Source organism: Streptomyces sp. cg36, assembly GCF_041080675.1.
In the GTDB taxonomy this organism is placed as follows: domain Bacteria; phylum Actinomycetota; class Actinomycetes; order Streptomycetales; family Streptomycetaceae; genus Streptomyces.
In genome coordinates, this window is the sequence record NZ_CP163520.1 from 2,415,277 (window position 1) to 2,429,729 (window position 14,453).

Here is a 14,453-nt window from a genome sequence, read left to right on the forward strand (position 1 = left end):
ACCAAGGACGGGGGCGGGGTTTGGAGGTGACGGACCGTCAGCCCATGTGGGGGTAGGCGTAGTCGGTCGGCGGGACCAGCGTCTCCTTGATGGCGCGGGTCAGCGTCCAGCGCATCAGGTTCTGCGGGGCGCCCGCCTTGTCGTTGGTGCCCGAGGCACGGCCGCCGCCGAAGGGCTGCTGGCCGACGACGGCGCCGGTCGACTTGTCGTTGATGTAGAAGTTGCCGGCCGCGTAGCGGAGCTTCTCCATCGTGTACGCGGCGGCGGCGCGGTCGCCGGAGATGACCGAGCCGGTGAGCGCGTAGTCCGAGACGGACTCCATCTGCTCCAGCATCTCGTCGTACTTCTCGTCGTCGTAGACGTGGACCGCCAGGATCGGGCCGAAGTACTCGGTCGTGAAGACCTCGTTCTCGGGGTCCGTGCACTCGATGACGGTCGGGCGGACGAAGTAGCCGACCGAGTCGTCGTAGGTGCCGCCCGCGACGACCGTGCAGGAGGCGTCGCCCTTGGCGCGGTCGATCGCGGCCTTGTTCTTGGCGAACGAGCGCTCGTCGATGACGGCGCCGATGAAGTTCGACAGGTCGGTGACGTCACCCATGGTGATGGCGTCGACCTCGGCCGCGAACTCCTCCTTGAAGCCGTCGTTCCAGATGGAGGCCGGGACGTAGGCGCGCGAGGACGCGGAGCACTTCTGGCCCTGGAACTCGAAGGAGCCGCGGGTCAGCGCGGTCTTCAGGACGGCGCGGTCGGCGCTCGGGTGCGCGACGACGAAGTCCTTGCCGCCGGTCTCGCCGACCAGGCGCGGGTAGGTGCGGTACTTCTCGATGTTGGTGCCGACCGTCTTCCACAGGTGCTGGAAGGTCTTGGTGGAACCGGTGAAGTGGATGCCCGCCAGGTCGCGGTGGTTCAGCGCGATCTCGGAGACGGCCAGGCCGTCACCGGTGACCAGGTTGATGACGCCCTTGGGCAGCCCGGCCTCCTCCAGGAGCCGCATCAGCAGCACGGCGGCGTGGGTCTGGGTCGGGGACGGCTTCCACACGACCACGTTGCCCATCAGGGCCGGGGCGGTCGGCAGGTTGCCCGCGATGGCCGTGAAGTTGAACGGCGTGATCGCGTAGACGAAACCTTCCAGCGGACGGTGGTCCATCCGGTTCCACACGCCCGGGGAGTTCGCCGGGGGCTGCTCGGCCAGGATCTGGCGGGCGTAGTGGACGTTGAAGCGCCAGAAGTCGACGAGCTCGCACGGGGTGTCGATCTCGGCCTGCTGGGCGGTCTTGGACTGGCCGAGCATGGTCGAGGCGGCCAGCGTCTCGCGCCAGGGGCCGGCCAGCAGCTCGGCGGCGCGCAGGATGATCGCGGCGCGGTCGTCGAAGGCCATCGCGCGCCACGCCGGGGCGGCGGCGAGGGCGGCGTCGATGGCGTCCTGGGCGTCCTGGGTCGTCGCGTTGGCGTACGTGCCGATGACGGCCCGGTGGTTGTGCGGCTGCACGACGTCGAAGCGCTCGCCGCCGCCCATCCGCTTCTCGCCGCCGATGGTCATCGGCAGCTCGATGGGGTTCTGGGCCAGCTCCTTGAGCTTGGCCTCCAGGCGCGCGCGCTCGGGCGAACCCGGGGCGTAGCCGTGCACCGGCTCGTTGACGGGAGCGGGGACCTGGGTCACAGCGTCCATGAGTCTCTTTACTCCTTGATGAGGGGTGGTGGGCTCAGCCCTTGGTGAGGATGGAGCGGGCGAAGAAGAGCAGGTTGGCCGGCTTCTCCGCCAGACGGCGCATGAAGTAGCCGTACCAGTCGGTGCCGTACGCCGTGTAGACGCGCATCCGGTGGCCCTCGGCCGCCAGGCGCACGTGCTCGTCGCTGCGGATGCCGTACAGCATCTGGAACTCGTACTCGTCCAGCTTGCGCCCCGCGCGCCGGGCGAGCTCCTGGGTGATGGCGATCAGCCGCGGGTCGTGCGAGCCGATCATCGGGTACGCGTCGCCGTCCATCAGGATCTTCAGGATGCGGACGTACGCCTTGTCGATCTCGCCCTTGTCCTGGTACGCGACGGAGGCGGGCTCCTTGTAGGCGCCCTTCACGATCCGGACCCGGCTGCCGGCGGCGGACAGCCGGCGGGCGTCCTCCTCGGTGCGGAAGAGGTACGCCTGGATGACGCAGCCGGTCTGCGGGAAGTCCTTCCGCAGCTCCTCGTGGATGGCGAACATCGAGTCGAGGGTGGTGTGGTCCTCGGCGTCCAGGGTGACCGTGGTGCCGATGGCGGCGGCGGCCTCGACGACCGGGCGGACGTTGGCCAGGGCGAGCTCGTGGCCGCCCTCCAGCGCCTGGCCGAACATCGACAGCTTCACGGACATCTCGGCGCGGGTACCCAGGTCCAGGTCCTTGAGGCGCTCGATCAGCTGGAGGTAGGCGTCGCGCGCGGCGTACGACTGCTCCACCGTGGTGATGTCCTCGCCCACCACGTCCAGGGTGACCTCCAGGCCCTTGCCCGCGGCGTCCTTGACGATCGGCACGACCTGGTCGACCGTCTCACCGGCGATGAACCGGTCGACGACCTGCTTCGTGCCGGGGGCGGCCGAGATGAAACGGCGCATCTTGTCGCTGCGCGACGCGGCGAGGATCACGGGACCCAGCACGGGGCACCTCCATGGAAAGGGGTAGCAGGGGGCCGAAACCCGACGTTTCGGGAACGGCACGGAGAACCACCGTGAAACCTAGGGATCCCTTTGATCCTCGGCCATCGACAGCTGTCACGCATCCGTGCCCCCCATCTCAGACAGATGTCTGAAGGCCGGGCCGGAATGCGGGAGAATGGCGGGCGTGAAGGGCGACTACCAGGACCTGGTCGATGAGATCTCGGCGCTGCTCGGCGCCCCCGCGACCCTGGAGGACCGGGATTTCGGGCTGATCGCCTTCGGCGCGCACGACTCCGAGGACGACGCGGCGATGGACCCGGTGCGCACCCGCTCGATCCTGACCCGCCGCTCCACCCCGGCGGTCCGCGCCTGGTTCGAGGGGTTCGGCATCACCCGGGCGACCGGCCCGGTGCGCATCCCGGCCGCCCCCGAGGCGGGCGTCTTCCGGGACCGCGTCTGCCTGCCGGTGCGCCACCGCGGCATCGTGCTCGGTTACGTGTGGCTGCTGGACGCCGACCCGGGCCCGGCCGAGGACCGGCTGGCGGCGGCGATGGAGGTGGCGGCCCGGATCGGCGGGCTGCTGGCCGACGAGGCCCAGGCGGGCGCCGACCTCTCCCGGGAGTTCCGGGCGGCCCTCACCGCGGGCCGGGGCTGGCAGCGCGACATGGCGACGGCGGCCCTGCGCACGGCGCTGGGCCCGGACGCGGACGGTCTGCACACCGTGGTCTGCGTGGCGCCCTGGCCGCACGAGGCGCCCTCGGTGCGCACGCTGCCGGGGACGGCCGCCCTGTGCGTGGTGCCGTGGCCCGCGCCCGGCGGCGCCGCCGACCCGGCCGCCGCGACCGGCGACGGCGGTCCGGCCCAGGTGCTCGCCGCCCTGGTGCGGCTGCGCTCCGCCGAGGCGCTCGCCCCGGCGCTGACGGCCGCCGAGCGGCTGCGGGCGACGGGGGGACCGGGGGCCGCGGCCGGGGTCGCACCCGCCCGCCGGGGCCTGGGCGAGCTGCCCGCCTCCTGGCACGAGGCGACCGCCGCCGCCCGCGCCGCACTGGGCGAGCCGCGTCTGGGGCCGGTGGCGCAGTGGGCGGGGATCGGCCCGTACCGGCTGCTGACCGCGCTGCCCGCGGACGCGCCGCACGACCCGGCGGTGGCCGCGCTGCTCTCCCCCGCCAACCCCGAACTGGCCCGTACCGCCGAGGTGTTCCTCGACTGCGCGGGCCAGGCGGGCCGTACGGCGGCGGCGCTGGGCATCCACCGCCAGACCCTCTACTACCGGCTCTCCCGGGTCGAGCAGCTCACCGGGCTCGACCTCGACGACGGCGAGGACCGGCTGCTGCTCCACATGGCCCTGAAGGCGTCACGCCTGTGAGGTACCGGCCGGGGCCCCCGGGGCGCCGGCCGCGGCGAGGACCTTGCGCAGCCCCTCGGTGAGCTCGGCGCCGCTCGTCGCCGTGCCCGGGTCGAAGGTCCACTGGGCGATGAGCCCCATCATCAGCGTCATGTAGAACTTGCCGAGCGTGTCGACGTCCTCGTCACCGACCTCGGCCTCCACCCCGCCCATCAGCATCGGGATGATGCCGCGCGCACCCTCGCGCTGGGCCTGCGCCAGATGGTCGCGGACCTCCGGCAGCTGGTCGCCCATGACGATGATCTCCATGCTGAGGTGCCACATCGAGCCCGGCTGCTCCATGGTGGCGATGATGTTCGACCACACCTCCCGGAAGCGGTCGAGCGAGCCGGGCGCGGTGGCCGGCGCCCCCTCGGGGGCGTCGAAGGCGTCCGAGACCCCCTCGACGATCGCGATGTACGCCTGCGCGAGCAGGGCGTCCTTGGAGCCGTAGTGGTAGCCGATGGAGGCGAGGTTGGTCCCCGACTCCTTGACGATGTCGCGCGCGGTCGTCCGCGCGAAACCCTTCTCCAGCAGGCAGCGCTTGGCGCCTTCGAGCAGATCCTCGCGGTGTCCCATGCACCGAGCCTACCCGGCCCATAGACGTACGTCTAATACGTGCGTCTATGGGCCCGGGGCGGGGTGGCTCAGACCAGGTTGACCGAGCGCGCCGAGGCGGCGCCGATCGCCTCCGCGACCTCGTTGAGCACCGGCTGCGGCACCGAGTCGTCCACGGTCAGGACGGCCAGCGCCTCCCCGCCCTCCGACGCGCGGGCGACCTGCATGCCGGCGATGTTGAGACCGGCCTCGCCGAGGATCCGGCCGACCGTGCCGACCACGCCGGGCCGGTCCTCGTAGCGCAGCACGACCATGTGGTCGGCGAGCGCGAGGTCCACGTCGTACTCGCCGATGGCCACGATCTTCTGGAGGTGCTTGGGCCCGGCCAGCGTGCCGGAGACCGCGACCTCCTCGCCGCCCGAGAGCGTGCCGCGCACGGTGACCACGTTGCGGTGGTCCGGCGACTCCGAGCTCGTGGTCAGCCGCACCTCCACACCGCGCTCCTGCGCGAACAGCGGGGCGTTGACATAGGAGACGGTCTCGTCCACCACGTCCTCGAACACGCCCTTGAGCGCGCTGAGTTCGAGCACCTTCACGTCGTGCTGGGTGATCTCGCCGTACACCTCGACGTCGAGGCGGACCGCCACCTCGCCCGCGAGGGCGGTGAAGATCCGGCCCAGGCGCTCGGCGAGCGGCAGACCCGGCTTGACGTCCTCGGCGATGACCCCGCCCTGGACGTTGACCGCGTCCGGCACCAGCTCACCGGCGAGCGCCAGGCGCACCGAGCGGGCCACCGCGATGCCCGCCTTCTCCTGGGCCTCGTCGGTGGAGGCGCCCAGGTGCGGGGTGCAGACGACCTGGTCGAGCTCGAAGAGCGGGGAGTCCGTGCAGGGCTCCTTCGCGTACACGTCCAGGCCCGCGCCCGCGACGCGGCCCTCCTTGAGCGCCGAGTACAGCGCGGCCTCGTCGACGATGCCGCCGCGCGCCGCGTTCACGATCCGCACGTGCGGCTGGACCTTGTGGAGCGCCTCGTCGCCGATCAGACCGAGGGTCTCGGGGGTCTTGGGCAGGTGCACGGTGATGAAGTCCGCGACCTGGAGCAGCTCGTCCAGGGTGAGGAGCTTGACGCCCATCTGCGCGGCCCGCGCGGGCTGCACATAGGGGTCGTACGCGACGATCTTCATCCCGAAGGCCGACATCCGCTGGGCGACCAGGACGCCGATGCGGCCGAGGCCGACGACGCCGAGGGTCTTCTCGCTGAGCTCGACGCCGGTGTACTTGTTCCGCTTCCACTCGCCGTTCTTCAGCGCGGTGTTGGCCTGCGGGATGTTGCGCGCGGTGGCGACCAGCAGACCGCAGGCGAGCTCGGCGGCGGTGACGATGTTGGAGGTCGGGGCGTTCACGACCATCACGCCGGCCTTGGTGGCGGCGGAGACGTCCACGTTGTCCAGGCCCACGCCCGCGCGGGCGACGACCTTCAGCTTCTTGGCGGCGGCGATCGCCTCGGCGTCGACCTTGGTCGCGGAGCGGATCAGGATGGCGTCCACACCGGCGATGGCGGGCAGCAGTTCGGCGCGGTCGGCTCCGTTGCAGTGCCGGATCTCGAAGTCCGGACCGAGGGCGTCGACGGTGGCGGGCGACAGCTCTTCAGCGATGAGTACGACGGGTTTCGAGCTCACGTGAGTCCTCACAGTTCCAGTGCTGCGGACTGCCGTCCCGACGGCCGCAGGCGGTGGAGGGGTGCTATCCGCGTGGAAGACGCACGACGCTGTGGGCCTGACGCGATGATTTGAGCAGCAGTGTAGTAGTGCTCGAGGCGGCGGTTTCCGCCGTGGAGCAAAACCACCCGTCCGGGTGTGGACAGGATGGACAAGGGGCCGCGGCGCAGTGCCGCGGCCCCTTCCGAAGGCTTACGCCTCCTCGTCGTTCACCCAGCTCATGAGCTTGCGCAGCTCCTTGCCGGTGGTCTCCAGGAGGTGGTTCTCGTCCTGGGTCTTGTACTCGTTGTACTTCTTCAGACCGCCGTGGTACTCGTCCATCCAGTTCTTGGCGAAGGTGCCGTCCTGGATCTCGGTGAGGACCTTCTTCATCTCGGCCTTGGTGTCGGCGGTGATGATGCGGGGGCCGGTCACGTAGTCGCCCCACTCGGCGGTCTCGGAGACCGACCAGCGCATCTTCTCCAGGCCGCCCTCGTACATCAGGTCGACGATGAGCTTCAGCTCGTGCAGGCACTCGAAGTAGGCGATCTCCGGCTGGTAGCCCGCCTCGACGAGGGTCTCGAAGCCGGCCTTGACCAGCGCCGAGGCGCCGCCGCAGAGCACGGCCTGCTCGCCGAAGAGGTCGGTCTCGGTCTCCTCGGTGAAGGTCGTCTTGATGACGCCCGCCCGGGTGCCGCCGATGCCCTTGGCGTACGAGAGCGCCAGCGCGAAGCCGTTGCCGGTCGCGTCCTGCTCGACGGCCGCGATGCACGGCACGCCGCGGCCCTCCTCGTACTGGCGGCGGACCAGGTGGCCGGGGCCCTTGGGGGCGACCATGCAGACGTCGACGCCCTCGGGGGCCTTGATGAAGCCGAAGCGGATGTTGAGGCCGTGGCCGAAGAACAGCGCGTCGCCGTCCTTCAGGTTGTCCTTGATGGACTCCTCGTAGACCTGGGCCTGGATCGGGTCCGGGACCAGGATCATGATGACGTCGGCCTCGGCCGCGGCCTCGGCGGGCGTCACCACGCGCAGGCCCTGCTCCTCGGCCTTGGCCTTGGACTTGGAGCCCTCGTGCAGACCGACGCGGACGTCGACACCCGAGTCACGGAGCGACAGCGCGTGGGCGTGGCCCTGGCTGCCGTAACCGATCACCGCGACCTTGCGGCCCTGGATGATGGACAGGTCGGCGTCGTCGTCGTAGAACAGCTCGGCCACTGGGATATCTCCTTGGTGTGCTGGTGTTGCGTCCCACCGTACGGCGGGGATGCGGGAGGAAGTCTTCAGGTCTCGCGATACGAGAGGCGGAACGGCCGGTTCAGGCCGTGCGGTCCAGTGCCCGCAGACTGCGGTCGGTGATCGACCGCGAGCCGCGCCCTATGGCGATGGTGCCGGACTGGACGAGCTCCTTGATGCCGAACTGCTCCAGCATCTTCAGCATCGCCTCCAGCTTGTCGGCGCCGCCGGTGGCCTCGATGGTGACCGCCTCGGGCGAGACGTCCACGGTCTTGGCGCGGAACAGCTGGACGATCTCGACGATCTGGGAGCGCGTTTCGTTGTCGGCACGCACCTTCACCAGAACGAGCTCGCGCTGGATCGCAGCGCTCGGCTCCAGTTCGACGATCTTCAGGACGTTGACCAGCTTGTTGAGCTGTTTCGTCACCTGCTCCAGGGGCAGGTCCTCGACATTGACCACGATGGTGATGCGCGAGATGTCGGGGTGTTCGGTGACACCGACCGCGAGCGAGTCGATGTTGAAACCGCGGCGGGAGAACAGCGCGGCGATCCGGGCGAGGATGCCGGGGGTGTTCTCGACCAGGACCGAGAGCGTGTGCTTGGTGGACATGGGCCTCTTACCTCTTCCTACGGCTCTCAGTCGTCTTCGTTGTCGCCGAAGTCGGGACGGACGCCCCGGGCGGCCATGACCTCGTCGTTGGAGGTCCCGGCGGCGACCATGGGCCACACCTGGGCGTCCTCGTGGACGATGAAGTCGATGACGACCGGGCGGTCGTTGATGGAGTTGGCCTCTTCGATGGCCTTGTCCAGGTCCTCCGGGCGCTCGCAGCGGATCGCGTAGCAGCCCATCGCCTCCGACAGCTTCACGAAGTCCGGGACGCGGGTGCCGGCGCTGGGCTCCTTGCCGGTGGCCTCGGGACCGCTGTGCAGCACGGTGTTGGAGTAGCGCTGGTTGTAGAAGAGGGTCTGCCACTGGCGGACCATCCCGAGGGCGCCGTTGTTGATGATGGCGACCTTGATCGGGATGTTGTTGAGCGCACACGTGGTGAGCTCCTGGTTGGTCATCTGGAAGCAGCCGTCGCCGTCGATCGCCCAGACGGGGCGGTCCGGCATCCCGGCCTTGGCGCCCATCGCGGCCGGGACCGCGTATCCCATCGTCCCGGCGCCGCCGGAGTTCAGCCAGGTGGCGGGGCGCTCGTAGTTGATGAAGTGGGCGGCCCACATCTGGTGCTGGCCGACGCCCGCCGCGAAGATCGTGTCGGCCGGGGCGAGCTCGCCGATGCGCTGGATGACCTGCTGCGGCGAGAGGCTGCCGTCGTCGGGCTGGTCGTAGCCGAGCGGGTAGGTCTCGCGCCACCGGTTCAGATCGTTCCACCAGGCGCTGTAGTCGCCGGTGTGGCCCTCGGTGTGCTCGGCCTGGACCGCCTGGACCAGATCGGCGATGACCTCGCGGGCGTCGCCCACGATCGGCACGTCGACCTCGCGGTTCTTGCCGATCTCGGCCGGGTCGATGTCCGCGTGGACGATCTTGGCGTACGGGGCGAAGCTGTCCAGCTTGCCGGTGACCCGGTCGTCGAAGCGGGTGCCCAGCGCGATCAGCAGGTCCGACTTCTGCAGCGCGGTGACGGCGGTGACCGCACCGTGCATGCCGGGCATTCCCACGTGCAGCGGGTGGCTGTCGGGGAAGGCGCCGAGCGCCATCAGGGTGGTGGTGACGGGCGCTCCGGTGAGCTCCGCGAGGACCTTCAGCTCGGCGGTGGCACCGGCCTTCAGGACGCCGCCGCCGACGTACAGGACCGGGCGCTTGGCCTGGACGATCAGCTTGGCGGCCTCACGGATCTGCTTGGCGTGCGGCTTGGTGACCGGGCGGTAGCCCGGCAGGTCCATGTGCGGCGGCCAGGAGAAGGTGGTGCGGGCCTGGAGGGCGTCCTTGGCGATGTCGACCAGGACCGGGCCCGGACGGCCGGTGGAGGCGATGTGGAACGCCTCGGCGATCGTCCGCGGGATGTCCTCGGCCTTGGTGACCAGGAAGTTGTGCTTGGTGATCGGCATGGTGATGCCGACGATGTCCGCCTCCTGGAAGGCGTCGGTGCCGATCGCCTTGGAGGAGACCTGACCGGTGATCGCGACCAGCGGCACGGAGTCCATGTGGGCGTCGGCGATGGGGGTGACCAGGTTGGTGGCGCCCGGCCCCGAGGTGGCCATGCAGACGCCGACCTTGCCGGTGGCCTGCGCGTAGCCGGTGGCGGCGTGGCCCGCGCCCTGCTCGTGGCGGACCAGCACGTGGCGGACCCGGGTGGAGTCCATCATCGGGTCGTACGCCGGGAGGATCGCACCGCCCGGAATGCCGAACACGGTCTCGGCCCCGACTTCCTCGAGCGAGCGGATGAGGGACTGCGCGCCCGTGACGTGCTCGACGGGGGCGGAGTGGTGTCCGCCGTTACGGGCCCGCGGCTGCGGATGGTGGGCCCCGGTGGCCTGCTCGGTCATCGCATTCTCTTCTCGAAGCTGAGGGTTTTTGCGGGGGTTTGGTCGAGATCGATGTGCTGGTTCGGATGTGCCGGTGCAACAAAAAACCCCTCGTGCCGTGAGGCAAGCGAGGGGAGCGCGTCGGGTGTGGTCCACTGGGCCCGCGTGGGGGCCCGGCTTCAGCCGACGCGCTTTCCAAGTACGAGAATTCGGGTGCGCATGGCAATGACCCTCCCCCCGGCGCCCCGGTAGTGTCAAGTGGGTGGGACGGGTGTCTCACTATTTGAGTGCGGCACTCGGACGGACGGCAGCGAACGGCCGCTGAGCACGGGCAACGCGGCCCCGCCCGGAACCGGGAAACTGCCCCGCACCAGCGCCCTGCGCAGCCGGTACTCGTCCAGCGGGCCGGAGAACGCCATGCCCTGGCCGTGGGTGCACCCCATGGCCCGCAGCGCCAGCACCTGCTCGGGCACGTCCACCCCGTCGGCCACCGACTGCATGCCGAGGTCGCAGGCGATCCGCAGCAGCCCACTGGTGATCTTGTGCAGCCGGGCCGACTCCACCACGCCCTCCACCAGACCGCGGTCCAGCTTCAGTACGTCGATGGGGAGGCGGCGCAGCGCGTTGATCGCCGCATAGCCGCTGCCGAAGCCGTCGAGGGCGATCCGCACCCCGAGGCGGCGCAGGGCCACCAGGCGGCGCTCCAGCTCGTCGAAGGAGATCCTCGGGTCGCTGTCGGCCAGCTCGATGACCAGGGCGCCGGACGGCAGCCCGTGCCGGGTCAGCAGCGCCTCCACCGACCCCAGCGGCATCGACTTGTCGAGCAGCCGCCGGGCGGGCAGCCGGATCGCCACCGGCGCCGCGTGCCCGGCCCGGCCGCGCTCGGCGGCCTGCTCCACGGCCTCCTCCAGCAGCCAGCGGCCGAGCTCGGCCGTGCGCTCCCCGTCCTCGGCCACCCGCAGGAACTCGGCCGGGGTGAACAGGATGCCCTGGGCCGATCTCCAGCGCGCCTGCGCGGCCACGGCGGCCACCCGGCCGGTGGTGAGGTTGACCACCGGCTGGTGCAGCAGCGCGAACTCGCCCTCGTGCAGCGCGCTGCGCAACCGGGCGGCCAGCTCGGTCTTGCGCACCACCTCGGCCTGCATCTGCGGCGCGTACATCTCCACCCGGTTCTTGCCGCCGGACTTGGCGCGGTACATCGCCAGGTCCGCGTTGCGCATCAGCTCGCGGGCGCTCACGTCGCGCTCGGCGAAGGCGACCCCGATGGAGGCCGCGACCCGCACCTCGTTGCCGTCGATCTGGTACGGCTGGGAGAGCGTGAGCCGCAGCCGGTCGGCGATCTCGTGGACCTGGCGCTGGCGGGCCGACTGGTCGCGCCCGCCGTCGCCGAGGATCAGCGCGGCGAACTCGTCGCCGCCCAGGCGCGCCGCGGTGTCCCCGGCGCGCACCGAGTCCTGGAGGCGGCGGGCGGCCTGGATCAGCAGCTCGTCCCCGGCCTGGTGGCCGATGGTGTCGTTGACCTGCTTGAAGCCGTCGAGGTCGATGAAGAGCACCGCGGTGCCCGGGTCGGAGGCGCGCCGGCCGCTGAGCGCCTGGCGCACCCGCTCGGTGAACAGGGCGCGGTTGGGCAGGTCGGTGAGCGGGTCGTGCTCGGCGTTGTGCTGCAACTGGGCCTGCAGGCGCACCCGTTCGGTCACGTCCCGGCTGTTGAGGATCAGCCCGCCCTGGTGCCGGTTGATGGTGGACTCCACGTTCAGCCACTCGCCGGTGCCCGACCTGAAGCGGCACTCGATCCGCCCGGCCGGCTCGTCCGCCGGGGGCGAGGCCAAAAAGCGCCGCACCTCGTGCACGACCCGGCCCAGGTCCTCGGGGTGGATGAGGGAGGCCAGCTCCGAACCGACCAGGTCCTCCGCGTCCCGTCCGTAGACGCCCGCGGCGGCCGGGCTCACGTACCGCAGGATCCCGGTGGGCGCGGCGATCATGATGACGTCGCTGGAACCCTGCACCAGGGAGCGGAAGTGGTTCTCCTTCTGGGCCAGTTCATGGGTGAGCGCGATGTTGTCGACGAGCATGATGCCCTGCCGCACGACCAGCGCGAGCACCACCGTGCACCCGGTGAAGACCACCACCCGGTCGACCCGGCGGCCCTCGATGACGTTGTAGAGGATCCCCAGCGTGCACACCGCCGCCGCGAGGTACGGCGTGAGGGCACCGAGCGAGCCCGCGATCGGGCGGCTGACCTGGGCGGCGAGGGGCCGGGGCCGCGGCGGCGGGACCGTCGCACGGGTCACACCGAGCCGCCGGGCGCCCCAGGGGGCGTACGCCAGCAGCAGCGAGGCGGCGAACCAGCCGGCGTCGAGCAGCTGGCCGGAGCGGTAGTGCGCGCGCAGCAGCGGCGAGGTGTAGAGCGCGTCGCACAGCACGGTCAGGGCGAGCGCGGCGATGGCCGTGTTGATCGCCGTCCGGTTGGCCGAGGAGCGCCGGAAGTGCAGGGCGAGCACCATGCTCACCAGCACGATGTCGAGCAGGGGGTACGCCAGGTTGAGCGCGGCCCGGGCGACGCTCTCGCCGCGGAAGTGGGCGGTGTGGGCGAGGGCCAGGCTCCACGACAGGGTCAGCAGCGAGCCGCCGATCAGCCAGGAGTCGAGGCCCAGGCAGACCCAGCCGGCGCGGGTGACCGGGCGCTTGGCGAGGACCAGCAGCCCGACGATGGCGGGCGGCGCGAAGAGCAGGAAGAACAGGTCGGCCATGGAGGGCGTGGGGACCGGGTGGTCGACCACCACTTGGTACCACCCCCAGACTCCGTTGCCGCTCGCCGACATGGCGGAGGAGAAGGAGAACAGGAGCCAGGCGGGCCGAAAGCGGTTCTCCCCCTCCCCCGCGCCTCCGCGCGCGTAGAAGAAGCAGGAGACCGAGGCCGTCGCCGCCGCGGCACTGAGTCCGAAGTCCCCCATCACGTTGGCGACTTCGAGCGATCCCCAGCCCAGCGCCGCCCCTGTCGCGTACCCCGCGCAGACCACCGCCAGGACGAGCTGCGGGACCAGGCCAGGCCCGCCCTGCGCGGGCCGCCGGGGAAGCACCGCTCCCGGGGCGCTCACCGGACCCCTCCGGGAACCCGGGTGCGGGCGGTGGCGGCGGAGGGGCCCGGCGGGTGGGCCCTCGCGGCGGGCGGCCGGGCCGCCCCGGCGGGGGGCCGGGGGCGGGCCGCCACCCGGGTGCGCGCCCGGCAGCGGAGCCGTGGCCGGGTATGGGCCCGGGTCGCCGCCGCACACGCGCCTCGGGGTAGCCGTCGGCGGCTCCGCCGCGTCGGATCGTTGGTCCATTGGCCGTGCATCGCCCGTCGCCCCCCTCGCTGTGATCGTCCCCCGCGCCGCCAGATTTCGCGGCGCAGCCCCCGGTCGGGACGATACACCAGTCTCGTCACTCAGGGACATAGTTCCTCTACGCTCCGTGACCACCGGCGGAGCCGTGCGCACGGATCGCATTTGAACCACTGCGCAGAGTGGCGAATCGAAGGTTTGGGCCCCGCTATCCGGTGGTGAGCACCACGTGCTCGACCGGTTCCCCGGCCGCGTACCGGGTCAGCTGACGGGCCAGCAGACGCTTGGCGCGGGGCAGGAACGCCGAGGTGGAGCCGCCGACATGGGGGCTGATGAGCACGCCGGGCGCGTGCCACAGCGGGTGCCCCGCGGGCAGCGGTTCGGGGTCGGTGACGTCGAGGGCCGCACGGATCCGGCCACCCTCCAGCTCGGCCAGCAGCGCCTTGGTGTCGACGACCGGGCCGCGGGCCATGTTCACCAGCAGCGCCCCGTCCTTCATCCGGCCCAGGAAATCGGCTCCCACCAGGCCCTTCGTCTGCTCGGTGAGCGGTGTGGAGACGACGACGACATCCGCTTCGGGCAGCAGCGCGGGAAGTTCGGTGAGGGGATGCACCGGACCGCGCGCAGTCGTGCGCCAGGAGCGCGCCACGCGCGCCACGCGCGCGCACTCGAAGGGTGCGAGCCGGTCCTCGACGGCCGCGCCGACCGAGCCGTAGCCCACGATCAGCACCGACTTGTCGGCGAGCGCCGGATAGAACCCGGACCGCCACTCCTCCTTCTCCTGCCCCGCGACGAAGGAGGGAATCCCCCGCAGCGACGCCAGGATCAGCGCGAGGGCGAGTTCGGCGGTGGAGGCGTCGTGCACACCGCGCGCGTTGCACAGCCGCACGCCGGGGGGCAGCAGGCCGAGCCCGGGGTCCACGTGGTCGGTGCCCGCGGACAGGGTCTGCACCACCCGCACCCCCGTCATGGCGGCGAACGGCCGCACCGCGATCCGCGCGCCCTTCATGTACGGGACCACGTAGAAGGCACAGTCGGCGGGGTCGGCGGGGAAGTCCGGACCGCCGTCCCAGAAGCGGTAGGTGAGGCCGTCGGGGAGGCCCGGGATCTCGTCCGCGGCGATGGGGAGCCACACGTCTGCTGTCATGCCCGGAGGCTATGT

At 71.2% G+C, this 14,453-nt stretch carries 10 protein-coding genes; 1 reads left to right on the forward strand and 9 read right to left on the reverse strand.

Going from position 1 to position 14,453, the window contains the following annotated elements:
- Window positions 1-37: 37 nt before the first annotated feature.
- Together pruA and AB5J87_RS10665 are read right to left on the reverse strand one after the other, a co-directional pair.
- On the reverse strand, window positions 38-1,669 hold the full coding sequence (pruA, locus tag AB5J87_RS10660) for an L-glutamate gamma-semialdehyde dehydrogenase (protein ID WP_369376139.1): 1,632 nt from the start codon (window positions 1,667-1,669) through the stop codon (window positions 38-40).
- 34 nt (window positions 1,670-1,703) lie between these two features.
- Complete coding sequence (locus AB5J87_RS10665) at window positions 1,704-2,630, reverse strand: proline dehydrogenase family protein (RefSeq protein ID WP_369376140.1); 927 nt, start codon at window positions 2,628-2,630, stop codon at window positions 1,704-1,706.
- 184 nt (window positions 2,631-2,814) lie between these two features.
- On the opposite strand from AB5J87_RS10665, the gene AB5J87_RS10670 reads away from it, so the two are divergent.
- Window positions 2,815-3,996, forward strand: a complete 1,182-nt coding sequence (locus AB5J87_RS10670; RefSeq protein ID WP_369376141.1) for a PucR family transcriptional regulator — start codon at window positions 2,815-2,817, stop codon at window positions 3,994-3,996.
- Here AB5J87_RS10670 and AB5J87_RS10675 read toward each other — a convergent pair.
- The 7 genes from AB5J87_RS10675 to AB5J87_RS10705 form a co-directional block, all read right to left on the reverse strand.
- Window positions 3,985-4,593, reverse strand: coding sequence for a TetR/AcrR family transcriptional regulator (locus tag AB5J87_RS10675; RefSeq protein WP_369376142.1), 609 nt, complete (start codon window positions 4,591-4,593; stop codon window positions 3,985-3,987). The genes AB5J87_RS10670 and AB5J87_RS10675 overlap by 12 nt on opposite strands.
- A gap of 68 nt (window positions 4,594-4,661) precedes the next feature.
- Window positions 4,662-6,251, reverse strand: coding sequence for a phosphoglycerate dehydrogenase (serA, locus tag AB5J87_RS10680; protein ID WP_369376144.1), 1,590 nt, complete (start codon window positions 6,249-6,251; stop codon window positions 4,662-4,664).
- Window positions 6,252-6,482: 231 nt separating this feature from the next.
- On the reverse strand, window positions 6,483-7,484 hold the full coding sequence (ilvC, locus tag AB5J87_RS10685; protein WP_369376146.1) for a ketol-acid reductoisomerase: 1,002 nt from the start codon (window positions 7,482-7,484) through the stop codon (window positions 6,483-6,485).
- 100 nt (window positions 7,485-7,584) lie between these two features.
- Window positions 7,585-8,112, reverse strand: coding sequence for an acetolactate synthase small subunit (gene ilvN, locus AB5J87_RS10690; RefSeq protein WP_067164603.1), 528 nt, complete (start codon window positions 8,110-8,112; stop codon window positions 7,585-7,587).
- 26 nt (window positions 8,113-8,138) lie between these two features.
- Entirely contained in the window at window positions 8,139-9,992 is a 1,854-nt protein-coding gene (locus tag AB5J87_RS10695; RefSeq protein ID WP_369376148.1) for an acetolactate synthase large subunit, read from the reverse strand.
- 233 nt (window positions 9,993-10,225) lie between these two features.
- Window positions 10,226-13,069, reverse strand: a complete 2,844-nt coding sequence (locus AB5J87_RS10700; RefSeq protein WP_369376149.1) for a putative bifunctional diguanylate cyclase/phosphodiesterase — start codon at window positions 13,067-13,069, stop codon at window positions 10,226-10,228.
- A gap of 430 nt (window positions 13,070-13,499) precedes the next feature.
- Window positions 13,500-14,438 (reverse strand): 2-hydroxyacid dehydrogenase, encoded by a 939-nt coding sequence (locus tag AB5J87_RS10705; protein WP_369376150.1) that lies wholly within the window; start codon window positions 14,436-14,438, stop codon window positions 13,500-13,502.
- Window positions 14,439-14,453 lie beyond the last annotated feature (15 nt).

Excerpts from the sequence above, each read along its gene's own strand:
- pruA (WP_369376139.1), bottom strand. The coding sequence starts at position 1,669 with ATGGACGCTGTGACCCAGGTCCCCGCTCCCGTCAACGAGCCGGTGCAC.
- AB5J87_RS10675 (WP_369376142.1), bottom strand. The coding sequence starts at position 4,593 with ATGGGACACCGCGAGGATCTGCTCGAAGGCGCCAAGCGCTGCCTGCTG.
- ilvN (WP_067164603.1), bottom strand. The coding sequence starts at position 8,112 with ATGTCCACCAAGCACACGCTCTCGGTCCTGGTCGAGAACACCCCCGGC.
- AB5J87_RS10695 (WP_369376148.1), bottom strand. The coding sequence starts at position 9,992 with ATGACCGAGCAGGCCACCGGGGCCCACCATCCGCAGCCGCGGGCCCGT.
- AB5J87_RS10705 (WP_369376150.1), bottom strand. The coding sequence starts at position 14,438 with ATGACAGCAGACGTGTGGCTCCCCATCGCCGCGGACGAGATCCCGGGC.